Annotated in this window: 25 protein-coding genes, 1 tRNA gene and 1 riboswitch; of the genes, 9 read left to right on the top strand and 17 right to left on the bottom strand. The window is 67.1% G+C overall.

What is annotated here, in order from left to right; translation table 11 throughout:
• Positions 1-4 precede the first annotated feature (4 nt).
• The 3 genes from ilvD to KBY71_RS01295 are packed head-to-tail and all read right to left on the bottom strand — an operon-like array spanning position 5 to position 2698.
• Entirely contained in the window at positions 5-1675 is a 1671-nt protein-coding gene (ilvD, locus tag KBY71_RS01305) for a dihydroxy-acid dehydratase (RefSeq protein ID WP_254927198.1), read from the bottom strand.
• Between the two features lie 56 nt (positions 1676-1731).
• The gene (locus KBY71_RS01300) at positions 1732-2016 is read right to left on the bottom strand and encodes a hypothetical protein (RefSeq protein WP_254927197.1); all 285 of its coding nucleotides are present in this window, start codon (positions 2014-2016) and stop codon (positions 1732-1734) included.
• A 25-nt stretch (positions 2017-2041) separates the two neighbouring features.
• Complete coding sequence (locus KBY71_RS01295) at positions 2042-2698, bottom strand: uracil phosphoribosyltransferase (RefSeq protein ID WP_254927196.1); 657 nt, start codon at positions 2696-2698, stop codon at positions 2042-2044.
• A gap of 87 nt (positions 2699-2785) precedes the next feature.
• On the opposite strand from KBY71_RS01295, the gene KBY71_RS01290 reads away from it, so the two are divergent.
• The 3 genes from KBY71_RS01290 (at position 2786) to cobW (ending at position 5212) form a co-directional block, all read left to right on the top strand.
• Positions 2786-3262 (top strand): pentapeptide repeat-containing protein, encoded by a 477-nt coding sequence (locus KBY71_RS01290; protein ID WP_254927195.1) that lies wholly within the window; start codon positions 2786-2788, stop codon positions 3260-3262.
• 10 nt (positions 3263-3272) lie between these two features.
• A riboswitch (cobalamin riboswitch) is annotated at positions 3273-3421 on the top strand.
• Between the two features lie 124 nt (positions 3422-3545).
• Positions 3546-4106: a HupE/UreJ family protein gene (locus KBY71_RS01285; RefSeq protein ID WP_254927194.1), complete on the top strand. Its 561-nt coding sequence runs from the start codon at positions 3546-3548 to the stop codon at positions 4104-4106.
• Between the two features lie 2 nt (positions 4107-4108).
• On the top strand, positions 4109-5212 hold the full coding sequence (gene cobW / locus KBY71_RS01280) for a cobalamin biosynthesis protein CobW (protein ID WP_254927193.1): 1104 nt from the start codon (positions 4109-4111) through the stop codon (positions 5210-5212).
• A gap of 13 nt (positions 5213-5225) precedes the next feature.
• On the opposite strand, the gene KBY71_RS01275 is transcribed toward cobW, so the two are convergent.
• Entirely contained in the window at positions 5226-5552 is a 327-nt protein-coding gene (locus tag KBY71_RS01275; RefSeq protein WP_254927192.1) for a hypothetical protein, read from the bottom strand.
• Between the two features lie 193 nt (positions 5553-5745).
• On the opposite strand from KBY71_RS01275, the gene purS reads away from it, so the two are divergent.
• A complete protein-coding gene (gene purS, locus KBY71_RS01270; protein WP_254927191.1) occupies positions 5746-6018 on the top strand; it encodes a phosphoribosylformylglycinamidine synthase subunit PurS in 273 nt (90 codons plus the stop codon).
• Positions 6015-6680 (top strand): phosphoribosylformylglycinamidine synthase subunit PurQ, encoded by a 666-nt coding sequence (gene purQ / locus KBY71_RS01265; protein WP_254927190.1) that lies wholly within the window; start codon positions 6015-6017, stop codon positions 6678-6680. The genes purS and purQ overlap by 4 nt, the downstream gene beginning before the upstream one ends.
• Before the next feature lie 55 nt (positions 6681-6735).
• Here purQ and KBY71_RS01260 read toward each other — a convergent pair whose 3' ends face one another.
• Entirely contained in the window at positions 6736-7326 is a 591-nt protein-coding gene (locus tag KBY71_RS01260; protein WP_254927189.1) for a peroxiredoxin, read from the bottom strand.
• Between the two features lie 251 nt (positions 7327-7577).
• Between KBY71_RS01260 and KBY71_RS01255 the strand changes: the two genes are divergently transcribed.
• Entirely contained in the window at positions 7578-7952 is a 375-nt protein-coding gene (locus KBY71_RS01255) for a hypothetical protein (protein ID WP_254927244.1), read from the top strand.
• 96 nt (positions 7953-8048) lie between these two features.
• On the opposite strand, the gene KBY71_RS01250 is transcribed toward KBY71_RS01255, so the two are convergent.
• From KBY71_RS01250 to psb32, 6 genes are all read right to left on the bottom strand, one after another.
• Positions 8049-8122: transfer RNA gene (locus tag KBY71_RS01250), tRNA-Met, on the bottom strand.
• Between the two features lie 17 nt (positions 8123-8139).
• The gene (locus KBY71_RS01245; protein ID WP_254927188.1) at positions 8140-9162 is read right to left on the bottom strand and encodes a M23 family metallopeptidase; all 1023 of its coding nucleotides are present in this window, start codon (positions 9160-9162) and stop codon (positions 8140-8142) included.
• A gap of 120 nt (positions 9163-9282) precedes the next feature.
• Entirely contained in the window at positions 9283-9792 is a 510-nt protein-coding gene (locus tag KBY71_RS01240) for a tRNA (cytidine(34)-2'-O)-methyltransferase (RefSeq protein ID WP_254927187.1), read from the bottom strand.
• Between the two features lie 22 nt (positions 9793-9814).
• Positions 9815-10342 (bottom strand): bifunctional adenosylcobinamide kinase/adenosylcobinamide-phosphate guanylyltransferase, encoded by a 528-nt coding sequence (gene cobU / locus KBY71_RS01235; protein WP_254927186.1) that lies wholly within the window; start codon positions 10340-10342, stop codon positions 9815-9817.
• A gap of 22 nt (positions 10343-10364) precedes the next feature.
• Positions 10365-11510: a proton extrusion protein PcxA gene (gene pxcA, locus KBY71_RS01230; protein ID WP_254927185.1), complete on the bottom strand. Its 1146-nt coding sequence runs from the start codon at positions 11508-11510 to the stop codon at positions 10365-10367.
• 4 nt (positions 11511-11514) lie between these two features.
• The gene (psb32, locus tag KBY71_RS01225) at positions 11515-12132 is read right to left on the bottom strand and encodes a photosystem II repair protein Psb32 (RefSeq protein ID WP_254927184.1); all 618 of its coding nucleotides are present in this window, start codon (positions 12130-12132) and stop codon (positions 11515-11517) included.
• Positions 12133-12278: 146 nt separating this feature from the next.
• Between psb32 and KBY71_RS01220 the strand changes: the two genes are divergently transcribed.
• Complete coding sequence (locus tag KBY71_RS01220) at positions 12279-12980, top strand: cofactor assembly of complex C subunit B (protein WP_254927183.1); 702 nt, start codon at positions 12279-12281, stop codon at positions 12978-12980.
• On the opposite strand, the gene lptC is transcribed toward KBY71_RS01220, so the two are convergent.
• Together lptC and KBY71_RS01210 are read right to left on the bottom strand one after the other, a co-directional pair.
• Positions 12880-14031, bottom strand: a complete 1152-nt coding sequence (gene lptC / locus KBY71_RS01215) for an LPS export ABC transporter periplasmic protein LptC (protein WP_254927182.1) — start codon at positions 14029-14031, stop codon at positions 12880-12882. The genes KBY71_RS01220 and lptC overlap by 101 nt on opposite strands.
• Positions 14028-15596 carry a methionine--tRNA ligase gene (locus KBY71_RS01210; protein WP_254927181.1) on the bottom strand — a complete coding sequence of 523 codons (1569 nt, stop codon included), beginning with the start codon at positions 15594-15596 and terminating at the stop codon, positions 14028-14030. Before KBY71_RS01210 ends, lptC begins: the two co-directional genes overlap by 4 nt.
• A gap of 82 nt (positions 15597-15678) precedes the next feature.
• Between KBY71_RS01210 and KBY71_RS01205 the strand changes: the two genes are divergently transcribed.
• Entirely contained in the window at positions 15679-17547 is a 1869-nt protein-coding gene (locus KBY71_RS01205; protein ID WP_254927180.1) for an FAD-dependent oxidoreductase, read from the top strand.
• Here KBY71_RS01205 and KBY71_RS01200 read toward each other — a convergent pair.
• The 3 genes from KBY71_RS01200 to rpmG form a co-directional block, all read right to left on the bottom strand.
• Positions 17544-19544, bottom strand: coding sequence for a ribonuclease catalytic domain-containing protein (locus KBY71_RS01200; protein ID WP_254927179.1), 2001 nt, complete (start codon positions 19542-19544; stop codon positions 17544-17546). The two genes, KBY71_RS01205 and KBY71_RS01200, sit on opposite strands and share 4 nt — an antisense overlap.
• A gap of 43 nt (positions 19545-19587) precedes the next feature.
• The gene (gene rpsR, locus KBY71_RS01195; RefSeq protein WP_006041316.1) at positions 19588-19809 is read right to left on the bottom strand and encodes a 30S ribosomal protein S18; all 222 of its coding nucleotides are present in this window, start codon (positions 19807-19809) and stop codon (positions 19588-19590) included.
• Positions 19810-19911: 102 nt separating this feature from the next.
• Positions 19912-20106: a 50S ribosomal protein L33 gene (gene rpmG / locus KBY71_RS01190; RefSeq protein WP_190389523.1), complete on the bottom strand. Its 195-nt coding sequence runs from the start codon at positions 20104-20106 to the stop codon at positions 19912-19914.
• Positions 20107-20219: 113 nt separating this feature from the next.
• On the opposite strand from rpmG, the gene pheT reads away from it, so the two are divergent.
• Positions 20220-22682 carry a phenylalanine--tRNA ligase subunit beta gene (gene pheT, locus KBY71_RS01185; RefSeq protein ID WP_254927178.1) on the top strand — a complete coding sequence of 821 codons (2463 nt, stop codon included), beginning with the start codon at positions 20220-20222 and terminating at the stop codon, positions 22680-22682.
• Here pheT and rlmD read toward each other — a convergent pair.
• Positions 22679-24094 carry a 23S rRNA (uracil(1939)-C(5))-methyltransferase RlmD gene (gene rlmD / locus KBY71_RS01180; protein ID WP_254927177.1) on the bottom strand — a complete coding sequence of 472 codons (1416 nt, stop codon included), beginning with the start codon at positions 24092-24094 and terminating at the stop codon, positions 22679-22681. The two genes, pheT and rlmD, sit on opposite strands and share 4 nt — an antisense overlap.
• Positions 24095-24160: the final 66 nt, after the last annotated feature.

The following is a 24160-nucleotide window of genomic DNA, read 5'->3' as shown; positions in this document are numbered from 1 at the left end:
GGGCTCAGGGCTGGTCGGTCACGGCGCCGAGGCTGCTGCTGCTCACCTGACGGGCATATTTGCCCAGCACGCCTGTGCGGTAGCGGGGCTCGGGCCTCACCCAGGCAGCGCGACGACGGGCGATCTCACCGTCATCGACGTTCAGCTGGATCAGCAGCTGGTTGGCATCCACCGTGATGCTGTCGCCCTCCTGCACCAGGCCAATGGTGCCCCCCACGGCGGCTTCGGGGGCCACATGGCCCACCACCAAGCCGAAGGAGCCGCCGGAAAAGCGCCCATCGGTGATCAGGGCCACCGAATCCAGCAGGCCCTGGCCCACGATCGCGGCGGTGGGGCTGAGCATCTCGCGCATGCCGGGGCCACCCACGGGCCCTTCCTGTCGCACCACCACCACATCGCCGGGGTTGATCTGCTTGTCGAGGATGGCGGCCAGACAGGTTTCCTCGCTTTCGAACACCCGTGCCGGGCCTGTGATCACCGGGTTCTTGACGCCGCTAATCTTGGCCACGGCACCCTCCTCCGCCAGATTTCCCTTGAGGATCGCCAGGTGGCCCTTGGCATAGAGAGGGTTGCTGAGGGGGCGGATCACGTCCTGGCCGGCGGGCGGCTCGGAGGGCACATCCGCCAGCACCTGCTTCAGGGTCTTGCCCTCGATGGTTGTGCAGTCGCCGTGGAGCAGGCCCGCATCCAGGAGCAGCTTCATCACCTGGGGAATGCCGCCGGCCTGATGCAGATCCACGGTCACGTAGCGGCCGCTGGGCTTGAGATCGCAGATCACCGGCACCCGCTGGCGGATCGTTTCGAAGTCGTCGATGCTCAGCGGCACCCCGGCGGTACGGGCCACGGCCAGCAGGTGCAGCACCGAATTGGTGGAGCCACCCACGGCCATGATCACGCTGATGGCGTTCTCGAAGGCCTCGCGGGTCATCAGATCCCGCGGGCAGATGTTGGCCTTGATCGCCTCCGCCAGCACCTCGGCACTGCGGGCCGCACTGTCCGCCTTCTCGGGGTCTTCGGCGGCCATGGTGGAGCTGGAGGGCAGGCTCAGGCCCATCGCCTCGAACGCCGCACTCATGGTGTTGGCGGTGAACATGCCGCCGCAGCTGCCGGCGCCGGGGCAGGCGTTCTTCTCGATCGCCGTGAGCTCCTGCTCATCGATGCGGCCGCCGCTGTACTGACCCACCGCCTCGAAGGCGCTCACCACGGTGAGGTCGCAGGCGCCGAGTTTGCCGGGCTTGATCGTGCCGCCGTACACGAAGATCGCGGGGATGTTCATGCGGGCCATGGCCAGCATGGCCCCGGGCATGTTCTTGTCACAGCCACCGATCGCCAGCAGCGCATCCATGCTCTGACCATTGCAGGCGGTTTCGATCGAATCGGCGATCACCTCCCGGCTCACGAGGGAATATTTCATCCCCTCCGTGCCCATCGAGATCCCGTCGCTCACGGTGATCGTGCCGAACAGTTGCGGCATGGCGCCGGCGGCGTGGGCCGCTTCTTCGGCCCGCTGGGCCAGGTCGTTCAACCCCAGGTTGCAAGGCGTGATCGTGCTGTAGCCGTTGGCGATGCCGATGATCGGCTTGCTGAAGTCGCCGTCACCGAAACCCACGGCCCGCAGCATGGCGCGGTTGGGGGAGCGCTGGATCCCCTGGGTGATCGCGGCGGAGCGGAGCATGGGCGAATTGTCAGGCTGGGAGAAACCTACCGAGCGGCGCCAAGGGCCTCGAGGGATCAGGTCTGGGGGTTCATGGTTTCCAGCTGGCGACGCACGTCATCGATCGCCTGGTTGAGCTCGTGCACCCGATCGTGCAGGTCGCGCTCGGTGTGGGGTTCGGCGGCCGGTGTGTCCTGGAGCCGGATGGAGCGCTGACGCCGAGGGCGGTCCGCTTCAAGGCGTCGCCGTTCCGCTTCCGACAGCAACCACCAGGCCAGCCCCGCGGCTCCGATCACCGCCCCTGCCAGCACGCTCAGGGCGCCGCTGCCCGCTGAGTTGGCGTTGCCGCTGCGATCGCCCATCAATCCGGAATTCTCTGCGGTCAGACTAGGCAGGGCGCGCTGCGCTTTCCAGCACCGTGCCCGCGAAGAGACGCTCCGTCACGGCCCCGATGCCAGGCACGATTTGACCGAGCCCATTGAGCTCAGGGTCAATCGCGGCGGTGTAGAGGGTGAGATGACCGTGACGTTCCCCCAAGGTCTGAAGTCCAGGGGCGGATGCGAGGGCCGTGACGACCCGGAGCCGATCGCCCCCCACCCCCAGCTCGGCAAGCCGATCGAGCACCCGAATCAACCGTTCACCGTCGCTCAACTCCGCGCAGAACAGCAGCACACCGGCCCGGGGTTCGATGGGAGAGTCCAGCCCCGCGATCTCCCCCTGCTGCTCCCAAAGGTGGACCACGCGGGCGGATGGCAAGACGGCTTGCGCCCCTTGCCACAGACCCAGCCCAGCCGTGAGCAGCGGCAGGGCCACCAAGGGAATGGTGGCGTCCACCAGATCGGCCTGGGTCGAGGCCAGGGGAGTGTCCAGGTCGACACGCCGATGGGGCAGCCAGTCGCGCAGGGCCTCATAACTCAGCCAACGCCCCAGTTCGGTGGTGGCGGTGGCATAGAGGGCGCCAGGCGTGTGGCGGTCGCGCAACACCCCCAACCAGTGACCGATCAGAGGGTGGGGGGGAACCACCACCCGCAGGGCCATGACCATGGTTGACATAACTTGATGACCCACCGTAAGTGCGCGCCCATGGGCCCCCTGACAGCAACCCGCCTGACCCGTTGGTCCGGGTGGGCCATGGGGGCGCTTGGCGTCCTCCTGGCCTGGTGCCTAGCGGTATCACCGGCCTGGGCCATCACCGCGCCCGAATTGCGCAGCCAGCGCTCGCTGCAGGACCTTCAGCCCGATATGCACGGCCGCAACCTGCAGCAGCAGGAGTTTCTCAAGGCCTCCCTGGCCGGGTTTGACCTCAGCGGCACCGACCTGCGCGGGGCGGTGTTCAACAGCAGCGACCTGCGCGGCACCGATCTGCAGGGCGCCAACCTGGAGGACGTGGTGGCCTTTGCCAGCCACTTCGAGGACGCTGACCTGCGCGGTGCGGTGTTGCGCAACGGAATGCTGATGCAGAGCCACTTCAAGGGGGCCCGCATCGATGGAGCCGACTTCAGTGACGCGGTGCTCGATCTGCCCGAGCAGAAGGCCCTCTGCCAGAGGGCCACAGGCACCAATCCGGTGTCGGGCGTGGCCACCCGCGACAGCCTGGCCTGCCGATAGGGCGACAGGCCGATAGCATCAGCACACCGGTTCCGGTGGGGAACAGCCACCGGACGAAAGGGGGAAAGTCCGGTGCGAATCCGGCACTGTCCCGCAGCTGTGAAGGCGCGTCATCTCGACCGTCCAGTCAGAACGCCCGCCGGTCTTGTTTCTTCCCTCGGCGCGGACCGGACCCATGACTGATCAGACGACCCAGACGCCAGGTCTGCGTGGACCAACCCTGCGGGTCCAATCCTGGCCTAGCCCAGTGCTAGGCGGCACAGCTGTTCTGGCCACGGCCCTAGTGGCTTGCCTGCTGCTGGGTGCCCCAGCCCAGGCCCACCACGTTGCAGACCTCGGTCAGCTGAAGCCCACCGTCTTCAACGGGGTGCTGAGTGGTCTGGCCCACCCCGTGCTTGGTCCTGACCATCTGCTGTTCCTGCTCGCTCTTTCGCTGGTGGGCCTGCAGCGCCGCCTGCGCTGGGCCCTCGGCCTCTTGGTGATCGGCTTGCTGGGCAGTGGAGCCGGCCTGCTCTGGCCCGGTCTGCCCGGTGCTGAAGTCCTGGTGGCCTGCACCCTGGTGTTGGAGGCGCTGGTGCTCCTGCGACGCCTGCCCCTGGGGCTGCTGCTGCCTGCCATGGCCCTGCACGGTTATGTGCTGAGTGGCCCGGTCTTCGGCTGGACATCGATGCCGGTGGCGGCCTACGCCGCTGGATTGCTGATCAGCCAGGGGGGCTTGCTGATCCTTGCCCTGGTGCTGCTTCGGCCCCTGGCCTCCCGTCTGTCCCCCGCCACCCTGCGCTGGGTGGCCCTGGCCCTCGCCGGCTGTGGAGCGAGCTGGGCCGTCGCGGCCGTGGCCGGCTGACGATGACAGCGTCTCAGCAACGTCTGCCGGTCACCGTGGTGACCGGGTTTCTCGGTGCCGGTAAAACCACCCTCCTGCGCCATCTGCTCCTGAACAGCGGCCAGCGCCTCGCGGTGCTGGTCAATGAATTTGGCGAGGTGGGGATCGATGGGGCCCTCTTGCGCAGCTGCGGCTTCTGTCCAGAGGACGAGGTGGACTCGCGGTTGGTGGAATTGGCCAACGGCTGCCTCTGCTGCACCGTGCAGGACGACTTTTTACCGACGATGGAGACCCTGTTGGCGCGCGCCGACAGCCTCGACGGCATCGTGGTGGAAACCAGCGGACTCGCCCTGCCCGAGCCCTTGATCGCCGCTCTGCAGTGGCCCGAGATCCGCACCCGGATTCGGGTGAATGGGGTGGTGGCCGTCGTGGACGGAGAGGCGCTGGCCGCCGGAGCTGTGGTGGCCAACCCCGCCGCCCTGGAGGCCCAACGTTTGGCCGATCCCAGCCTCGACCATGGGTCCGCGATCGAGGAGTTGTTTGCCGAACAGCTGGAGGCAGCCGATCTGGTGCTGATCAGCCGGGCGGATTGCCTCGACGCAGCATCCCTCAACGAGCTCGAATCGCGTCTGATCCCCCAGGTGCGTCCCGGTGCTGCCGTGTTGACCATGGAACGGGGTGCGGTCTCACCAGAGCTGGTGTTGGGTCTGGAGCGGCAGGAGCCCGATGCCGATGGCCACGCCTCCCATGACCACCATGAGCACGACCATCAGCATGAGCATGAGCACGACCATCACCACGATCACAGCCACGTCGCCATGGAGTCGCTGGCCCTGCAACTCAGTGGTGCCTTTGACCGACCGGCCTTGGAACGGCAGCTCAGCCAGCTGATCCAGGATCCCGGGCTGATCCGGCTGAAGGGACGCCTCTGGCTGGAGGGAAAGGCTCGCCCCCTGCAGATTCAGGCCGTCGGCCCACGGCTGGAGTGCTGGTTTGAAACCGGATCGCCAGAACCAGCTGGGCATCAGCCGGCACCCCCGGCGGGCCTGGACCTGGTGGTGCTCGGTTTTCAGCTCGATCAAGCCGCGATCGAGGCCACCTTGCTGGAGGCCACCGGAGCGGCGTAGGGGCCCAAGGGCCTCAATCCAGGGGGATGTCCCCCTGGGCGCAGACACCGTTCCAGCAGAGTGCTGGCCCCGCAATCCACGTGGTGGCCACCGGCACCCAGGCCCCTCCACCACCGCTGTTGGCCGGAGACACCGGTGCGGGATCCTGCATGGTCACCGTGCCGCTGCCGTCATGGCGGAACGCGATCCGCCGTCCAGCCACCTGGATGGACCAGCGTTCTCCGGGCCGGTCCACGTCCATGCTGCAGTGTTGCCAGGGGCCATTGCCCAGCCGACAACGCAGGGGGAGTGGATCGGCCTGAACGGGGCCCAGCCCAATCCCCAGAGCGAGAAGACTCACCACAGCACTGAGGCCAGCCCGCAGCAGGGGACGCCAGCCGCGCGCAGCTGGCGCAAGCGGGCACGGAGCCACGGAGGGGGGAAGAAAGGTCCGGTCCACGGAGGGCTGGACAGGGGGCTCCCTTCAAGCTGGCCAGAGCCCGGGTGCTGGGGCCATCGAGCTGCCAAGATTTAACAAACCTCCAGCTCCTCAGGTGCCCGTCTTTCGCGCTCGCGTTCAGGTTTCACTCCGCCCCTCGGTGCTGGATCCGGCTGGAGAAGCCACCAGGGCTGCCGCCGCCCGGCTGGGTGTCGATGGGGTGCGTCGCTTGCGCATCGGCAAGGCCATTGAGCTGGAGGTGGAGGCTGCCGACGCAGCCACTGCCAGGAGCCAGATCGAGTTGCTGAGTGATCGGCTGTTGGCCAACCCCGTCATCGAAGACTGGACCCTGGAGATGATCGAAGCGAGCGGAGAGCAGTCGGCATGAGCGCTGCCAGGACCATCGGGATCGTGGTGTTTCCAGGATCCAATTGCGACCGGGATGTGCGCTGGGCCCTCGAAGGCTGCCTGGGGCTCTCGACCCGCTTCCTCTGGCATGAGGAGAGCGACCTGGCCGGTCTGGACGCCGTGGTGATCCCCGGAGGCTTCAGCTACGGCGACTATTTGCGCTGTGGGGCCATTGCCCGCTTTGCCCCCGTGTTGGAGGTCGTCAGGGCCTTTGCCGACGCGGGTGGGCCCGTGCTGGGCATCTGCAATGGCTTTCAGGTGCTCACCGAGATGGGATTGCTCCCCGGCGCGCTCACCCGCAACGCCCGCCTGCACTTCCTCTGCGAACCCTCGTCCCTGACGGTCCATCCCGGTCGATCCGAGTGGCTGCAGGGGTATGGCGAGGGAGACTCGATCGTGTTGCCCATTGCCCACGGCGAAGGCCGCTACCAGTGCGACCCTGACCAGCTGGCCTCCCTTGAGGCCAATGGCCAGGTGGTGCTGCGCTACGCCGCCAACCCGAATGGATCGGTGGGCGACGTGGCCGGGCTGAGCAATCCGGCGGGCAACGTGCTCGGTCTGATGCCCCACCCCGAACGGGCCTGTGACCCCTGCACCGGGGGCATCGATGGCCGCCGCCTGCTGGCCAGCCTGCTGGGTTGATCCGCAAAAAAAGGGGCCCTCGTGGGCCCCTGCTCAGCACCGTCTGGGCTGAATCTCAGTTGACGGCGGCGAAGAACTCCTTGCTCTTGACGGGGTCGGGGTTCATGGTCTTGTCGCCGGGGGTCCAGTTGGCCGGGCAGACCTCATCAGGGTTGTTGCGGATGTGCTGGAAGGCCTGCAGCAGACGCAGGGTCTCCTCCACGCTGCGACCCACCGGCAGGTTGTTGATGGTGCTCTGCATGATCACCCCATCGGGGTCGATGATGAACAGACCGCGCAGGGCGACACCAGCGTCCTCATCGAGCACCTCATAGGCGCGGGCGATGTCCTTCTTCAGGTCAGCGACGAGCGGGTAGGCGATGTCACCGAGGCCGCCGTTTTTACGCTCGGTCTGAACCCACGCCAGGTGGCTGAACTGACTGTCCACCGAGACGCCCAGCACTTCACAGTTGCGGCTCGAGAAATCGCCGTAGCGGTCGGAGAAGGCGGTGATCTCCGTGGGGCAGACGAAGGTGAAGTCGAGCGGGTAGAAAAACAGCACCACGTACTTGCCGCGGTAGTGGGAGAGCGTGATCTCCTTGAACTCCTGGTCCACCACGGCGGTGGCGGTGAAGTCAGGAGCCTGCAGGCCAACGAGCCGGGACATGCTGGAGGGGGTGAAGAACAGGGCGTGGATGCAACGGGAAGGGGCCCTCAGCTCGGACGCACCAACGGGCCCCAGGGCACACCTGGGGACCATGGAGAGGCCGTGCTCTGACCAGACTCGGGGCCAGCCCCTAGTGGACGTTCAGTCCAAAGTCGGAACGACTTCCAGTTGACTCTCCAACAATTTATCACAGCCGGTTGGGGCCCGTGGCCATAGGCTGGACAGACGACCCCCCAACGAGATCGCTGTCCATGGCCTGGGAGCCGAGCGTGCTGCGCAAATACAACACCACCGGCCATTTTCGGCTGCTCAACCAACTGCGCTCTGAACTGAAGGCCAACCCCCTGGTCCGGCCGAAGGAAGGCCAAAGCATTGGGGAGGTCAACCGCAGCAAGGCCCTGATCCGTGCGATCGAAGGCCGCTCCCAGGGCTACGGACGCGGACGCAGGGGTGGCGGCAGCACAGCCTCGGCCTCGGGCTCGAGCTCGGTGGCCGTGCCCGTGCCCTCCCCAGCGCCCCTGCCCGTGCAGGAGCCAACCTGGGCCAACGGACACGAGGGGCCAGGCGATGACGATGCGGGATCAGCCAGCTTTCGCGAACGCCTGAACGCGGTGGAGTTGCGCTGATCCCTGGCCCGCTCTGCTGGGCGTTGCCGGCTGGTGTCCCCCACGCAAGGGGATGAAGCCAAAAAAAAGACGGCCCTAGGACCGTCCGCACGACAATGGCTCGGGGGAGACTTGAACTCCCGACCTTGGGGTTATGAATCCCACGCTCTAACCAGCTGAGCTACCGAGCCGCGGTGACCTGACTTTATCAGGCCCTGGGTGGCAGGAACTGGAGCGGGTTGGCCGCACCTGAAGCTGGGGGATGGATCTCGAAGTGGAGGTGCGGGCCTGTGCTGCGACCGGTGCTCCCCATGTGCGAAATCAGGGATCCCTGTTCCACTTCCTGGCCAACGCGCACCATCAGACGGCTGTTATGGGCGTAGAGCGAGCGGCTGCCATCCGGGTGGGCGAGCGTGACCAGGTAGCCATAACCGCCGTCGTGCCATCCGGAGAAGACCACCCGACCGCTCTTGGCCGCCACGATGGGGGTGCCGACGTTGTTGGCCACATCAATGCCCTTGTGCATGCGCCCCCAACGCCAGCCGTAGCCCGAGCTGAACACGCCCCGGGTGGGCCAGATCCAGCCCTGGGAGGAGGTGGGCCCCTCAAAGGGCTTGGTGAGCTCGCCGAAGCCCGGCAGCTCCGGCCAGCTCACCCCGCCGCTGGTGGAGGGCTTGAGGCCCAGCACCATGCGGGTCCGGCCAGGAGCCGACTGGGCCAGACGAACCTGACTGCCAACCACCAGCCGGGCGGTTTCGAGGCCGGGATTGAGCTGGAGGAGCTCCTGCAGGGTCAGGCCGTAGCGCTGGGCGATCTTGACGACGGTGTCGCCGAAGCGAACCACCGCCCGGTCCTCCACGGGAGGTAGGGACTGCAGAGGGGGGGTACGGCGGAGCTCGCTGGTGTCAATGGCCGCGAGATGTTTGATCTGGCGGGTCTTGAGGCTGGGCACCACCAGCCAGTCGCCTTGGCGGAAGCGGTGGTCTTCGTTGACGTCGTTGAGCTTGGCCAGCCGCTCCTCATCGAGCTGGAGGCTGGTGGAGAGGTCTTCAACGGTGATCGGTTGACGAACCTTGACCCAGATGCGATCCGCACTGGGGGCAGGCAGGGCTGCAATGAGGGTGTCGACGGAAGCCTTGTCGAGGTCAGCGGGGGAGAGAGCCACAACCACGGCCGGCACGGCCACGGCGCAGGGAATCAGAATTCGCAGACTGGTGAGCAAAGGCTTCATGCAGTTCTTCCCATCGGACAAAGCTCGTGGAGAAGCCAACATCCCCGAGCCGGCCAGAGAGTAGCGGACGGAACCCTGGGCCACAAGTGCTGGCTGCTACACCCGCACTGGCCCATCTGTCTAGAGGCCAGTGGTACCAGTCGATCCCGCTGAAGTCAGGAGATCCTGTTGACGCAGCGCCTCAAACAGCACCACGCCCACGGCAACCGAGAGATTGAGGCTGCGCACGCCAGGCTGGCCACCACGAGCCGCACGGGGCATGGGGATCGTGATCGCGGCATCCGCCTGATCCATCACATCCCCTGGCAGACCATCGGTCTCACGCCCGAAGAGGAGCCAATCGTCGGGCGCAAAGCGCCAAGTGGTGTAGGCCTGATCGGCGTGGCTGCTCAGGGCGATCAGGCGTCCACCGAGGGTATGGCGACGATCAGCAAAAGCTGACCAACTGGCGTGACGCTCCAAGGCCACCAGGGGCCAGTAGTCCAATCCAGCCCGGCGGAGTTGGCGGTCGTCGATCTGAAAGCCGAGGGGGTCGATCAGGTGCAGATCGGTGCCGGTGGCCGCGCAGGTGCGGGCCACGTTGCCCGTATTGGGCGGAATCTGGGGTTGGTAGAGAACGATCCGTGGCATGGTCAATCCGTTACCTGGCCGCTTAACCAGCGGGGACGGGCACGCTGCAGACCCTCAGATCCAGGGCGCGACCCGCCACCACCAGCCAGAGACCGGAGCAGAGGGGCTCCAGCTGCTGCTCCAGGGCACCCAGACGGTCACGGAACAGCCCCCCGATGGCCGTGGGGGGGACCACGCCCCAGCCGGTCTGCTCGCTCACGAGCACCACGGGCACGGCGCACTGGCGCAGCGCGTCCGTTAACGCCGCACAACGCTCCACCCAAACCCCCGCATCCAGGTCGAGCCCGCCAGCCACCCAGGTGCCGAGGGAGTCCACCAGCGCGAGGCCAGGAGGTTGAAGATCGTGGAGGGAGGCAGCCAGATCGGCTCCCACCTCCAGGGTGCGCCAACTGGAGGGGCGCCGGCGTTGATGGGCCGCGATCCGGCTGGACCAGGACGGATCGTCTTCCGTGGGTGAGGGGCCGGTCGCGAGGTACACCACCGGTTGGCCGGACTGGAGGGCCAGATGCTCGGCCCAGCGACTTTTGCCACTGCGGGCGGGCCCGAGCACGAGGATGGGGCCTGGGCCCGAATCAGCCCCCACCGTTCATGTTGTGCAAGGTGGCCACCGAGGAAGGAGAAACCCGGTTGAGATAACGGAAGATCCAGTACTTGAACACGGTGGCCAGAACCACCGGGAAGGTGGCGATGAACAACATGATGAAGTTCTCGCGAGCCGGAAGCCCCAAGTGATGGGCCACGCCATCGAGGAGAACGGTCCAGCCTTCGGGGCTGTGAAACCCGACAAAGATGTCCGTAAAGAGAATGATCGCGAAGGCCTTGGCGCTGTCGCTCAAGCCGTAGACCAGTTCATCGAGGAAGCCGCGCAGCACTTGAAGATCCCGCTGGCCAAACACACAGACCAAGACGAAACCCAGAAGTCCGCCGAGGTCGGCCAGGACGTTCTTGATGGCGTGGGTGCTTTCGAGATCGGCCTCCTCCTTGAGTTCCTGGGCCCGGCTGGCGAGCTGGGCCTGCAACTCTTCGCGGCTGGGTAGGGGATTTCCCTGCAACAGGGCATCGAACTCGATCTCCGCCTGGAAGACCCGCAGTTTTTCAACGGCCTTCTCCTCCAATTTGGGCTTGGGGTAGGTGAGGAAGGCGTTGTCTGGGGCAAAACGATCCACCAGCGGCGACACCACATAGGTGCGACTGATCTGCTGAACCAGGACCGGCACCAGAATCAACAGCAACAGGATGCGCAGCGACACCAGGGTGGAGTCGCGCCGACGGCGGAAACCGGCAACCACATTGGCTTCGGCCTCCGGATCCAGCTGCCTTCGCACCTGGTCAACAACACCAATCAGGCTGCGGGGCAACACCTCGGGAGATCGGCTGATGGCCGGCAGTGGGTCCCGTTTGGCGCCGTAGCGGGCCACCACGCTTTCAATCAGCTGGAACTGGCGAATCTCCTGGCCGGCCAGTTCACCCCGGCGGGGCTCCACGGTGACGATGGCTTGACGGCAGATCTCCAGCGCAGCGCGGAAACGGCGCAACAACTGGGCCTGGGCGGAGCGAGGGATCCGCAGATCCAGCTCGGGGCGAACGGGGCGATCGTTGTAGTGCTCGAGCTCGATGCTCTGGATCAGCAGGGCGGATTCGTATCCCCGCTCCAGGTCATGGCTGACATCGAGCGCCTGGGCTCGCCCGAAGGCGCCCATCCAATTGGTGAGTGCCATCGGTTCAGCGTGAGAAAACCCACCAGGTGAGCATGGGCACGAGGGTGCCCAGCACCAACAGGACCACCACCCAGGTGAAGGCGTTGCTGGAGGCGGTTTCTTCCTTGGTCGGAATGTTGGTGGGCTGGGTGACCACCTCGGCGGTGACAGGTTCACCAGGATCTTCGCCAGCCTCGAGAACGGTGAGCAGCCGGGTCATGGCATCCAAACTGCCCTGGCGGTAGCGCCCCCCATCGCGGATCGGCTGGGCCATGGTGGTGCGGGCCGTGCTGCGCAGCAGGCTCGAATCCAGCTGGCCGCTGAGGGCAGGGGCTGCCACCACAGCAGCGCTGTTGGTCTGGCTGTCGATCAGGAACAGCAATTGGTTGGGTTCGGCTCCTGCGTCGGCCCAGCGCTCGAGCAGCTCGGCTCCTAGCTGGGGCAGGGTCAAGCCGTAGTCGAGCCGGTTCACCGTCACCAGGTGGGCATCGACCCGATCGGCACCGAAGGTGTCCAGGGTCTTACCCAGTTCGGCCCGGGCAGCCCTGCTGAGCACATCGGCTGTGTCCAACACCCGTTCCTGGGGAGCAGCGGCGGGTAGACCGGCCGCGGAGATCGCCAGGGCTGGGGCGGGAGACAGCAAGCTGCTAAGGGTGCAGCACAGGACGGCCAGCAGCGCCAGAACTGGAGTCCTACGGCTCGCGCGAGGGGAAGTCGGCAACGGATCAGGCCAAGCTTGGCCCTAGTTTGCCGCTTGCGGGCCCTGCTGTCGCCTCCTGCTCTTCGGCCATGACCGCCTCCATCCCCGCCAGGGTCAGTTTCTGGTCAGGCGTGGCCGCCCTGGGCCTGGTGGTTGTGAACCAGACCACCGCCGCCAGCACCGATCCGTCGCTGGAACGGGCCGCTGTGCTGGCGAGCTTTCTGGCGGTAGGCCTGATGTTGGTGGGGGTGCTCTGGACCCGCGCCATCCCGGAAACGGCTGCCCGCGTGGAGTTGTCCGGCGAGCAGGGCCTGGTGATCGCCCAGGGGCTGCCGGACGATCTGGCGGAAGAGCTGGGCTGGGGCAGCCAGATGCTGCTCACGGCCAGTCCGGCCGCCGTGGTGCTGGTGAGCTGGCAGGGCCGGTGTCTGCTGCGCCGTGGTTTGCTCGCGGAGGGGACATTCAGACCCGGAGAGATCTGTCACCGGGCCCAGTCCAAGGGGGCTGCCATTTCCCTGGTGGATTTGCGCCTCTACCCAGGCCGGGAGGAATTTGCCTCCCTCCTGCCTGGCTTACCTGCTGTCGTGGTCCAACCCCTGGGTCGCGATGGTCTGGTGGTGCTGGGAGGGTGGTCGCCGCGCTGCTTTAGCCGCAGTGATCTCACCTGGCTGGAGGGCTGGTCCCTGCGGATCAGAGGGAAATTGGAGGCGCTTTCCGCTCCGACTTCTGGGGACGGCTCCGGGCCGGAGGCAGGGTCATCCGGGTCTGAACCCGACTCCCCGGACTGCTGAACACCGCTTGACCCTGTTTCGAGACAACGCCGGTGAGCCGTTGGGCCTTGGTGACCTGTTGAAAGGCCTGGCGGCGCAATTCCACGCTGCCTGTGGCTTCCGCCTGATTGGTCTGCCAGTTCCAACTGCAGCGGTCGGCGCGGAGGGAATCGGTGGGTTGGTTGAGACGACAGGCCTGGGGAATGATCAAGGTGTGGATGGGACCCAGGACCTCGAAGCCGGTGCCCGTCAACAGCGATTGATCGAGCCGGGCCGTGAAGGGGTGGGGGCTGCTGATGCGTTCGTCGGCGAGCTGGATCCGGGTCTGGCGGGCATCGAGCCTGGCCTTGCGGCCTGGATCCAGCAGTTGCACCGGAGATTGCAGGTCGATGATCTGGGAGAGGGAATTGCCGGTCAGGCCTGGTGAGCTGAGGGTCTGGAGCCCGTTGCCTGGCAGCCGGCGCTCACCCCGAACCGGACCGCGACCCAGCAGCTGGCCCGTACCAGGGAACCAATCCGCGGAGCTGAGGGCGAGGGTCATGCCGCTGGCACCGGTGCGCTCCAACACGGGACGGCCCAACAATTCCAACTTGTCCTGCTGGATCCAGAAGCGGGCCCGCTGGGCGGTGAGTCGCAAATCTCCCTGGCTGGCCCGGGGATGGCGGTCGATCTCCATACGCTCCTGCTTGGGGTACCAACGCACCCGACTCGCGGACACCCTCAACGGCTTCGGACCAATCCGCTGGAGCAGGGTGGGCCCCTCCAGCTGCACGACCTCGCCGTCGTTGATGACGGTGCCGCTGGTCGCCGTGATCCGATACAGGGCTGTGCCCTTGGCATAGATCACCCCCCGCAGGTCCCTGGCCTGGGCGACACGGCGGCCGAGGTCGTAACGCGCCTCGGGACTGCTGAGCTCCCACAAGGGACGCCCACTCGGGTCCTTCTGCCGCAGGTTGAGCGAGCGGAACACAAACGGCTGGGCGGCTTCCTCCTTGGGGGCGGGGGCGCGGCAGCCCACGAGGAGCTGCGGGGCCAGAACCAGGGTCAGACCAAACAGCAGCCGACCAATCACAGGGGAGCCTCCAGTTCAAGCCGTTGCATCACCGGCTGGGGTTCGATCAAGGGGAGGCCCGGGGCCAGGCCACCCCACTGTTGGGCGTCCCGCCAGGCAGAGGGCAGGCCCGAGCACTGGTCACTGACAAACGGTTGCTGGCCGAGCTGGAGCAGCATCCGCTCGGAGAGTTCGGGCACCAGCGGAGCCAACAACACCGCAACCCAGCGGGTGGCCTCCAGCACCGCATAGAGATCAGACGCCACCTGCGCCTCCTCCCCCCCCTGTTTCATCCGCTTCCATGGGGCCTGGTCGTTGAGGAAGCCATTGGCACTGACGGCCAATTGCAAGGCGGCCTCGGCGGCGGTTCGGAAGTCGAGGGCCTCAAGGGCTTCAGACACCGTCTGGCCAGCGGTGAGGGCAGCCACCGCCAGGGGGTGATCGGCCTGGATGGCGCTGCCGGCAGGCGGCACGGCATCGGCAAACCAGCGCCTGGCCATCGACGAGGTGCGATTGAGCAGGTTGCCGATCGTGTTGGCCAGGTCGTTGTTGACCAGATCGATGAACCGTTGCTGTTGGAAATCACCGTCATCGCCGAAGGGGATATCCCGCAGCAGATACCAACGCACCGCATCCCGGCCGCAGCGCTCCAGCAACGTCTCGGGATCGAGGACGTTGCCGAGGGATTTGCCCATCTTCTGCCCCTCCCGCGTGAGGAAGCCGTGGCCAAACACCCGCTCGGGCAAGGGCAAGCCTGCCGACATGAGCATGGCGGGCCAGTAGACGGCGTGAAAGCGCAGGATGTCCTTGCCGATCACGTGCAGCTGGGCCGGCCAGCCCCGCTGAGTGATCAGATCCAGGTCGACAGGATCCTCCTGGGGCAACAGGGCCGAGAGGTAGCCCAGCAGGGCGTCGAACCACACATAGAACGTGTGCCCGCCATGGCCTGGCACCGGAATTCCCCAGGGAAGGTCGACGCGGGACATGGAGAAGTCACGCAGCCCCTGGGCCACGAAGTTCTCCACTTCCTTCTGCCGGCTGGCCGGGGCGATGAAGCCCGGACGCCGGATCAGGGCCTCGATCTGGCTCTGATAGCGGGAGAGGCGAAAGAACAGATTCACCTCGTCGCGCCATTCCAGGGGCTTGCGATGGATGCTGCATTCCGGGTCTTCGCTGCCCGGGGCGTCGTCTTTGAACTCCTCGCAGGCCACGCAGTACCAGCCCTGCTGGCGGCCCTCCACCACATCGCCATTGGCCTCGACCCTGGCGAAAAACTGCTCCACCAGTTGGCGGTGCCGCGGGGCCGTGGTGCGAATGAAGCGGTCGTGGCTGATCTGCCACCGGTTCCAGAGGGACCGATACCCTTCACTGACTGCGTCGCAGTGGGCCTGGGGCGTCAGACCCGCGGCCTCGGCGGTGCGCTGAATCTTCTGGCCGTGCTCATCGCAGCCGGTGATGAACAGCACCTCTTCCCCCTTCAGGCGCTGAAAGCGGGCGATGGTGTCACAGGCGAGCGTGGTGTAAGCGCTGCCGAGATGGGCCCGATCGTTGACGTAGTAGAGCGGGGTGGTGAGGGTGTAAGACATGCAACCGGGAGGGGGGCACGCGGCGCCTGGACCGGGGCCCACCCTGACACGCTGGGGAGCCAGTCCTTGACCCTTGCTAGCCATGGCGATCAGGCACGAACAGGCCGAGGTGGTGGTGTGGGGTGGCGGCACCGGTGGGGTGGCGGCGGCGCTGCAGGCGGCCCGGGGCGGGGCAGGGGTGCTGTTGCTCACTCCCGGCCCCTGGCTGGGGGGCATGGTCAGTGCGGCCGGGGTCTGCGCTCCCGATGGCAATGAGCTCTCGCCCTGGCAGACGGGCCTCTGGGGGGCATTCCTGCGGGAACTGCAGCGCCGCGAACCGGAAGGGCTCGACCACAACTGGGTGAGCTGCTTTGGCTATCGACCCGCCACGGCGGAGGCGATCCTGCGCCAATGGTGCGATGCCCAGCGCTCCTTGCAGTGGCTCGATGGCGTGGTGCTGCGGGCTGTGCACCGCCAGGGGCAGCGCATCCAGGCCATCGAGGTGGAGCATCGGGGCGAGGTGCTGCAGATCCACGCCCAGGTGCTGATTGATGGCAGTGACCGCGGCGAACTTCTGGCCCAGGGCGCCGCTCCCTACCGCCAGGGCTGGGAAGCGCAGGACCAGTGGCACGAGCCCAGTGCCCCATCGCGAGCCAGGCTGGAGCAGGAGCCTTTTTTCAAGAACCATCCGCTGCAGTCCCCCACCTGGGTGGCCATGGGCCAGTTGCCAGCGGATGCAGCTCCCGGCTCGATGCCACCCCTGCTGAAGGGGGAGTCACCCCGCCTTGCGGCGCCCTTTGGCTCCGCTGCCGAGGCCTTTGGGCTGGAGCGCACCATTAGCTACGGCCGGCTGCCGGGCGGGTTGGTGATGCTGAACTGGCCCCTCGGCGGCAACGATTGGCATGGCTCCGGCCTGGAGCTACTGGAGCCAACGGCACCCGACGGGGCGATCGGGGCGGCCATGCAGGCCCACAGCCAGGCGTTCAGCGCAGCGTTGCAAGAGGCTTCCGGGGGTTGGCTCCAGCCGGCGGCCTGCTTCCCCCTGCCCGGCCAGACCAGCGGTGGGCGTTCAGCGTTGGAGGGGCCATCCCCCCTGGCCCTGATGCCCTACTGGCGGGAGGGGCGTCGTTTGGTGGGGCGCACCGTGGTGCTGGAGCAGCACCTCCTTCCCCGGGGGGCCGGGGAATCCCAGGGCCCGCTGCCCTTGAACGCCTACGGCCAGGTTGAGTCGGTGGCGGTGGGCAACTATGCGAACGACCACCACTATCCAGGGCCCGATTGGCCGCTCGCCCCGAAGAGCATTCGCTGGGGCGGCCGCTGGAGCGGCACCCCGTTCACCATTCCCTATTCGGCCCTGATCAGCGACAGCTGCGACAACCTGCTCGCCGCTGACAAGTGCCTCAGCGTCAGCCACATGGCCAACGGCGCCACCCGGTTGCAGCCCCTGATCTTCAACATCGGCCAGGCTGCAGGAGCCGCGGCGGCCCTGGCGGTGCAGCGAAACGTGGCCCTGGCGGACCTGCCGGTGCGCAGCCTGCAGGAGCAGCTGATCCGCGATACCTGGGCGCCCGCGGCCGTGGTGCCCCTCTGGGATACACCCTGGTATGCCGACGACTGGGCCGAACGCCAGGTGCAGCTGCTGGATGCACCCGAGCTGGTGGGTTCCGATGGCCTCCTGGCAGAACCCTTTGCACGTCATCTTGATCCCCGCAGCGGCAGCACTGAACCGCAGGAGGCCCTTTGGAGCGGGATGGTGCACCCCGATGGCCAAGGAGGGTTCCAGATCACGCTCGACCCAGCCCTCGCCATCGCGGCCGGCGGCAACGGGGCCCGCACCTGGCCCCTGATCACGCTCGAACCTGGGCTGAACCGTTGGCTTCAGGATCTCGACCGGCCGACGCCGGCCCGGTTGCTCGGCTGTGCCAACCCCTGGGGGCCGTGGCTGCGGGCATCCCGGCTCGCCCCCGACTAACCGGTGGCCAGCAGCCGCAGCTGATCCCGCAGGGGGTCCACCAACTGCACACGCAGCTGGAGTGCATCGCCGGGCTGGGAACCGGCGGGGCACTCAGCCGCCAGATCCAGGCCCAGGGCGTCCACATGCACCAGGCCCAGTCGGTCCTGGGGACGCAACCAACGCAGGAACAGGCCAGCCCAGTGCTCCTGGCGGTGGTCGTGAAACCACACCTGCTGCCAGTGGCGCTGATCCTCCCGGCTGATCTGGATGCCCTGCCGGATGGACCCATCGAGATCCGTCAGCAGACCCTGAAGGGCCTCGGCGGCCAGCGGTGCGGTGTTCTGCTGCACAGCGAGCAGCTGCCGCTGCACCACCAGATCCGCGTAGCGGCGAATGGGTGAGGTGGCCTGCACATAGGCAGGCAGCCCGAGGCTGAAATGGCCGCTGGGCTCGGTACCGGTGTGCCCCCGGCTCAGACAGCGTTTGATCGCCGCGTGGCGCACGGGCCCAGCTGGGAGGCCGTTGAGCTCGCTGTCTGGCGGCAGGGCAGCGGGCAACTGGCTGCGGTAGGGCAGGGCCAGCCCCTGCTCGCGCCCATAGGCAGCCACGGCCGCTCCCGCCAGGATCATGGCCTCAGCCACCAGCAACCGGGACGGACTCGGTTCGGTGATCTCCAGCACCGCCTGGTCGCCCTGGGCACGGATGCGCCCTTCCGGCTGTTCCAGCAGCAGGGCCCCCTGCTGCACCCGCCACTGGCGGCGACGCTCCAGCAGGCCGTGCAGATCGGCAAGGTCGCGCTCCTGGGGAGGGGCCAGATCAATCAACTCATCGGCGTCGGTGTAGGACAGCCGATAGGTGGGTGACACCCAGCTGCGCTGCAGGCCCGAAGCGGCAATGGCGCCAGCCGCATCCAGCTCTACCCAGAGGCTCCAGGCAGCGCTGCGGTGTCCCGCCCGCAGGCTCATCGGCCCGGTCGCCAGGGTCTCGGGAAACATCGGCAGGATGCCCCCGGCCAGGTACAAACTGCTGCCCCGTCGGCGCGCTTCCAGGTCGAGCGGAGAATCCACAGGGATTAGGCGCCCCGGATCGGCCACGTGAATCCAGATCCGCTGCTGGCCTGCGGGCGTGGTTTCGAGGGCGAGGCCGTCGTCGATGTCGCAGGTGTCGGCATCGTCGATGGTGACGCTGCGCTGGGCCGTGAGGTCAAGCCGATGGGCATCCCCCGGTTGCTCCTGCTCGGCAGCCGCCACCAGGCGATCGGCCTCCGCCAGCAACGCGGCGGAGAAACCCTGCTCCCAAGTGGTGGCACGGAGGGATGGCAGATGGTGGGCTTCCCATTGACCCAGGTCCACCAGCAAGTGGCGGATCGAGCCGGTGTCGGGGCTGCAGTGGGCCGCTTGCAGAGCCTGCCGCAGGGGCAAGGGCAGGGGGATCTCACAGTCGCCGGCGGCCCACGCCAGCAACAGCTGCAGTTGCTGCTGCTGCTCCAAATCGAGGGACTGGGCCTCGAGGGGGCTCCGCCCTCGCAGCAGTTGATGCCACCGCTGTTCCGCCTGCGCCTGCAGCACCTGGTGGCGCCGTTCACGACGCAGCCGCTTCAGGTCGTCCTGGCCACGGGGCTCAACCTGACCCTGACGCCAGCGAAACAGGGTCTGGGGCCCCTGACACCAAAGCCAGCAGGCGGCAATCGCCAAGCCGTCATGACGGGAGCACACCAGTTCGACCCAGTCGGCCAGGGGTTGGGCTGCGTCATCCCCCTGGAGCAACAGCCAGGCCGCACCAAAATCGCGCCGGGGTGGCAGCGCCGCCGCCAGGCTGGCGTCGTTGAGGCCCCAGGGAGGCTGGCTGATCCGCTGGGGAATGGTCGACAGCGCGGGCAGGGGGCAGAGCAACTGCAGCTGCCGCAGGGGGAGGATCTGCTGGCGAGCGGAAGCCCCAATGGCCACGGAGGCCTTCGTGGTCTGAACGCTTACAACAACGGCGACCTGGGGGCCCCGCTCGTCGCTGAGGCCCACCAGATCGCCGGGTTGGAAGCTTGCCGAGGCCAGCGGATGCGCCTCAGCCTTCGGGGTTCACGAAGGGCAGCAGGGCCACGATGCGGGCTCGCTTGACCGCATTGGTGAGGTCTCGCTGCTGTTTGGCGGTGAGGCCCGTCAGCCGGCGGGGCAGGATCTTGCCGCGCTCGGTGATGAACTTCTTGAGCAGATCGACATCCTTGTAGTCGATCGGGTCGCCGGGCTTGATCGGCGAAAGACGCTTTTTGAAAAAGGAACTGGACATCGAGAGAAACGGTGAGGTGAAAGGAAGCCGACGCCTGTCAAGGCCAAGGAACATGCAAGGGGCTCAGAGCGAGGGCCAGAGGGCCGCGACCTGAAACCGGCCTCACTTGATTTCCTTATGGACCGTTGAGGAGTTGCAGTGCGGACAGAACTTCTTCAGCTCAAGCCGTTCGGTGGTGTTGCGGCGGTTCTTTTCGGTGGTGTACCGGGACACACCGGGGGACCGCTTGGCGGGGTTGGACCGGCATTCCGTGCACTCGAGAGTGATCACGATCCGGACGCCCTTGTTTTTAGCCATGAAGGACGTTGCGCCGCTGGTGCGATGCGAAAGGACAAGTTGCCACCATACCTGGCAGCTGAACCCGGATCCCTGTGGATCCCTAGGATCCCGCTTCCTGATGGGATGGGCTGATGCGGGTCTCGCTCCAATGGTTGCAGGAGCTGGTGACCGCCCCTGGCGAGGCACTCGCGGTGGAGGCCCTCGCGGAGCGCCTCTCGCTCGCCGGTTTTGAAGTCGACGCCATTGAGGATCTGGCCGCCCAGGCCGCAGGGGTGGTGGTGGGCTACGTGCGCGATCGGCAGCCCCACCCGAACGCCGACAAGCTCAGTGTCTGTGAGGTGGAGGTGGGGGCAGCCGAGCCGCTCCAGATCGTCTGTGGGGCCGCCAACGTGCGCGCTGGGATTCACGTCCCGGTAGCCCTGGTGGGGGCCACCCTGCCGGCCGTGAACCTCACGATCAAGCCCGCCGAACTGCGCGGCGTGCCCAGCAGCGGCATGATCTGCTCCCTGGCGGAGCTGGGCCTCAGTGCGGAAGCCGATGGCATCGCCGTGCTCGACGAGCTGCTCGAATCCGTGCCTGCCGTGGGAGCGCCGGTGGGGCCCAGTTTGGGGTTGGATGACCAGGTGCTGGAGCTGGCCATCACCGCCAACCGCCCCGACGGCCTGTCGATGCAGGGCATTGCCCGCGAGGTGGCAGCTCTGGTGGGCGGGCAAACCCGCATTGCCATGCCGGCGCCGGCGGTGACGGCTGTCCCCCTTCCCGCCGACGCCAGTGACCAAGCGGCGATGGAGGAGGGCGGGCTGTTCAGCCTCACAGCCCTGGAGGGCGTGAAGGTGGGGCCCTCTCCACGCTGGTTGCAACAACGCCTCGACAAGGCCGGCATCAGGCCCATCAACACCGTGGTGGACATCACCAACCTGGTGATGCTGGAAACGGGCCAGCCGCTGCATGCCTTCGATCGGTCGCGGCTCGCAGCCCTCACCGGCGGCGCGGTCGAGGCGGCCGCCGTGGGCCTGCGTCAAGCGCGCACCGGAGAACACTTCACCGCCCTGGACGGCTCGGAGCAGGCCCTCACGCCTGAAGCCCTCGTGGTGACCTATGCGGGCCGGGCCATCGCCCTGGCGGGCGTGATGGGTGGCGCCGAAGAGGCCGTCAGCGACAACACCACCGCGATTTGGCTGGAGGCGGCGGTTTTTGCCCCCCAATCCGTTCGCCGCTCCGCCCGCAGCGTGGGACTGCGGACCGAGGCCAGCAGCCGCTTTGAGAAGGGTCTCCCTCGGGAGAACACCCTCGCTGCCGCCGACCGTGCCGTGGAGCTGTTTCAGGAGCTCTGCGATGCCCAAGTGGTGGAACGCTGGGTGCACCAGCGCCCCCAGGCGCCGGCCGTTCCCTTGCATCTGCGTCGGGACGCGCTGCACAACCTGCTGGGCCCCGTGCAGGAGGGCGAGGAACTGGGCGACCTGAGCGATGGGCAGATCCTGCAGACCCTCACAGCGCTCGGCTGCACCCTGGTGGCGGATGCCGATGCGGAGGGATGGCAGGTCACCGTTCCCCCCTCGCGATCAATGGACCTCCAGCGGGAGGTGGACCTGATCGAGGAGGTGGCACGACTGGTGGGCTACGACCGATTTGCCTGCCATCTGCCCGATCCCCTCGAACCCGGGGGGCTGGAGCCCGCCCAGCAGGTGGAGCGCCGCCTGCGCCGCCAGCTCTGTGCCGCTGGATTACAGGAGGCCTGCAGCTTTTCCCTGGTCGCGACAGCACCAGGGCGCCTTCCCCTGGCGAATCCATTGCTCGCCGATTACGGCCACCTGCGCGACAACCTGCACGGTGAACTGCTGGCGGCAGCCCGCCGCAATCTGCAGAGCGGTCAACAGGGCTTTTGGGCCTTTGAAATGGGCCAGGTTTTCAGCTCGGCTAGCGGCAGCGGGGTCGCCAGCCGGGCCCAACGCCATCTGCTCGTGGGCGTGATCTGCGGCGAACGAAGAGCCGAGCGTTGGACCAGCAGCGGCAAGCCCCAACCCCTCACCTATGGGCAGGCCCGTGGGGTTCTGCAGCAGGCCCTGGCCTCCCTGTCGATCCCTTGCGAGGACCGTCCCCTGCAGGACCAGCCGCTGCTGCACCCGGGCCGGGCCGCCCAGATCGTGGTGGAGGGCCGACCGGCGGGATGGTTTGGCCAGCTGCATCCGGAACAGGCCCAGGCCCTCGACCTGCCGGATAGCACCCACCTGTTCGAACTGGAGCTGGGGGCCCTGCTCACCGCAGCCACCCGGCGCAACCGCTGGCAGCCGGCCTTTGCACCCTTTGCCACGGTTCCAGCCTCAGAGCGGGACCTGGCCGTTGTGGTGGGCGCCGACTGCCGCTCCGCCGACCTCCTCCAGGTGATCCGCAAGGCTGGCAAGCCGTTGCTGGAACATGCCGAACTGGTGGATCGCTACGTGGGCGACCAACTGGCCGATGGCCAGTGCAGCCAGGCCTTCCGCCTGCGCTACCGCGATCCGGAGCGCACCCTCACCGATGAGGATGTGGAACGGGCCCACGCTGCGGTGCAGGCGGCCCTGGAGAAGCAGCTGGGAGCCCAGCTGCGGGCTTAGGCCTCGGCTGAGGGTTGCACCGGAACCGCAGCGCCGCGCCGCAGGACAGCCAGCGTTTCCACGTGGCTGGTCTGGGGAAAAAAGTCGAGCGGCTGGAGGGATTCCAGCTGATAGCCCCCCTGGCCCACCAGTTGGGCCAGGTCGCGCGCGAGGGTGGCCGGGTCGCAGCTGAGATACAAAATGTGGGCTGGTGGCCGCTCCAAAATGGCGGCCTGGGTACCGGGCTCCAGTCCCTTGCGGGGCGGGTCGAGGAACAGCACGTCGCAGTGGGCCAGGTGCGCCGCCAAGCACTCCGCCACGACGCCAGCCTCAAACGAGGCCCGATCGGTGAGTCCGTTCTCCCGGGCGTTGGTGCGGGCCTGTTGCACCGCTTCGGCGCTGAGTTCGATGCCGTGCACGTGCCAGCCAGCAGCGGCCACCGGCAGGGTGTACGTCCCGATTCCGCAGTAGGCATCCACCATCACGCCGGTGGGGACTGCTTCTAGAGCTGCCAGCACCAGCGGCACAACCCGCTCAGCTTGGCGGGTGTGAACCTGAAAAAAGGTGTCAGCTGCAATCTGCAGGGTGAGACCGCTGAAGCGCTCTTCCACCCAACCCCGACCGGCCACCACCCGGGTTTCCGGTCCCATCAGGGTGTTGGTGGCCAGGGGCTGCAGGTTGAGACACACCCCCACCACCTCGGGCCAGCGCTCCATCCACGCCGCCGAAAGGATTTCGAGGCCGTCGAGCTCGGCGTGGCTGCTCACCAGGGTGATCAGCACATCACCACTGTGACTGCCAAGCCGCAGGGCCAGATGGCGAAGGCCGCCGCCCTCGCGGAAGTCCCGATCCACCGGCCAATCACTGGCCTCCAGATCCGCCTTGAGTGGAGCGATCAGGCTGTCCAGGCGGGGGTCCAACACGGGACCGTGATTCATGTTGACGATCGTGTGGGTGCCGCGGCGATAGAAGCCAGCCCGCAGTCGACCATCCTCACGACGCTCCAACGGGATGATGGCGCGGTTGCGGTAGCCCAGGCTCTCGGGCGCCACGAGCAACGGAGAGACGGGCGTCTCGAGATGGGCAATGCGACGGATGGCGTCGACCACCTTCTGGTGCTTCCAGTGCTGCTGGCCTGAGTCGGCAAGGTGCTGCACGCTGCAGCCACCGCAGTGCTCGGCCAGGATGCAGGGAGGGCGCTGCCGCTCCGGAGCAGGAACCAACACCTGTTCCAATTCGGCCACCCAATGGCGCCGCGCCCGATGGGTGAGACGCACCTTCACTTGTTCGCCAGGCAGGGCTCCGGAGACAAACAGAACCCGATCGTTGAGGCGGGCCACCCCTTGGCCGTCGTGGGAGAGGCCTGTGATCGTCACCTCCACCCGGCTACCGGTGGACAGGTCCAGGTTGCTGCCGGTGGTGAGGCTGTCCACGCGCGCCAGGCAATCCCTCACCCTACGCCGTGCAAAGGGGCGTTACACCTTGCTGTCGAGAGGCAG

Origin of the sequence: Cyanobium sp. T1B-Tous (genome assembly GCF_024345475.1) — a bacterium.
In the GTDB taxonomy this organism is placed as follows: Bacteria; Cyanobacteriota; Cyanobacteriia; order PCC-6307; family Cyanobiaceae; genus Cyanobium_A.
The sequence above is the reverse complement of the archived record's forward strand: the minus strand, read 5'-3'. Positions and strand labels throughout refer to the sequence as shown.

Bases quoted from the DNA above. Each gene is read 5' to 3' on its own strand.
- ilvD (WP_254927198.1), bottom strand. From the start codon at position 1,675: ATGCTCCGCTCCGCCGCGATCACCCAGGGGATCCAGCGCTCCCCCAAC.
- KBY71_RS01300 (WP_254927197.1), bottom strand. From the start codon at position 2,016: ATGGGCGATCGCAGCGGCAACGCCAACTCAGCGGGCAGCGGCGCCCTG.
- KBY71_RS01295 (WP_254927196.1), bottom strand. From the start codon at position 2,698: ATGGTCATGGCCCTGCGGGTGGTGGTTCCCCCCCACCCTCTGATCGGT.
- KBY71_RS01290 (WP_254927195.1), top strand. From the start codon at position 2,786: ATGGGGGCGCTTGGCGTCCTCCTGGCCTGGTGCCTAGCGGTATCACCG.
- cobW (WP_254927193.1), top strand. From the start codon at position 4,109: ATGACAGCGTCTCAGCAACGTCTGCCGGTCACCGTGGTGACCGGGTTT.
- purQ (WP_254927190.1), top strand. From the start codon at position 6,015: ATGAGCGCTGCCAGGACCATCGGGATCGTGGTGTTTCCAGGATCCAAT.
- KBY71_RS01260 (WP_254927189.1), bottom strand. From the start codon at position 7,326: ATGTCCCGGCTCGTTGGCCTGCAGGCTCCTGACTTCACCGCCACCGCC.
- KBY71_RS01255 (WP_254927244.1), top strand. From the start codon at position 7,578: ATGGCCTGGGAGCCGAGCGTGCTGCGCAAATACAACACCACCGGCCAT.
- KBY71_RS01245 (WP_254927188.1), bottom strand. From the start codon at position 9,162: ATGAAGCCTTTGCTCACCAGTCTGCGAATTCTGATTCCCTGCGCCGTG.
- KBY71_RS01240 (WP_254927187.1), bottom strand. From the start codon at position 9,792: ATGCCACGGATCGTTCTCTACCAACCCCAGATTCCGCCCAATACGGGC.
- pxcA (WP_254927185.1), bottom strand. From the start codon at position 11,510: ATGGCACTCACCAATTGGATGGGCGCCTTCGGGCGAGCCCAGGCGCTC.
- KBY71_RS01220 (WP_254927183.1), top strand. From the start codon at position 12,279: ATGACCGCCTCCATCCCCGCCAGGGTCAGTTTCTGGTCAGGCGTGGCC.
- KBY71_RS01210 (WP_254927181.1), bottom strand. From the start codon at position 15,596: ATGTCTTACACCCTCACCACCCCGCTCTACTACGTCAACGATCGGGCC.
- KBY71_RS01205 (WP_254927180.1), top strand. From the start codon at position 15,679: ATGGCGATCAGGCACGAACAGGCCGAGGTGGTGGTGTGGGGTGGCGGC.
- rpsR (WP_006041316.1), bottom strand. From the start codon at position 19,809: ATGTCCAGTTCCTTTTTCAAAAAGCGTCTTTCGCCGATCAAGCCCGGC.
- rpmG (WP_190389523.1), bottom strand. From the start codon at position 20,106: ATGGCTAAAAACAAGGGCGTCCGGATCGTGATCACTCTCGAGTGCACG.
- pheT (WP_254927178.1), top strand. From the start codon at position 20,220: ATGCGGGTCTCGCTCCAATGGTTGCAGGAGCTGGTGACCGCCCCTGGC.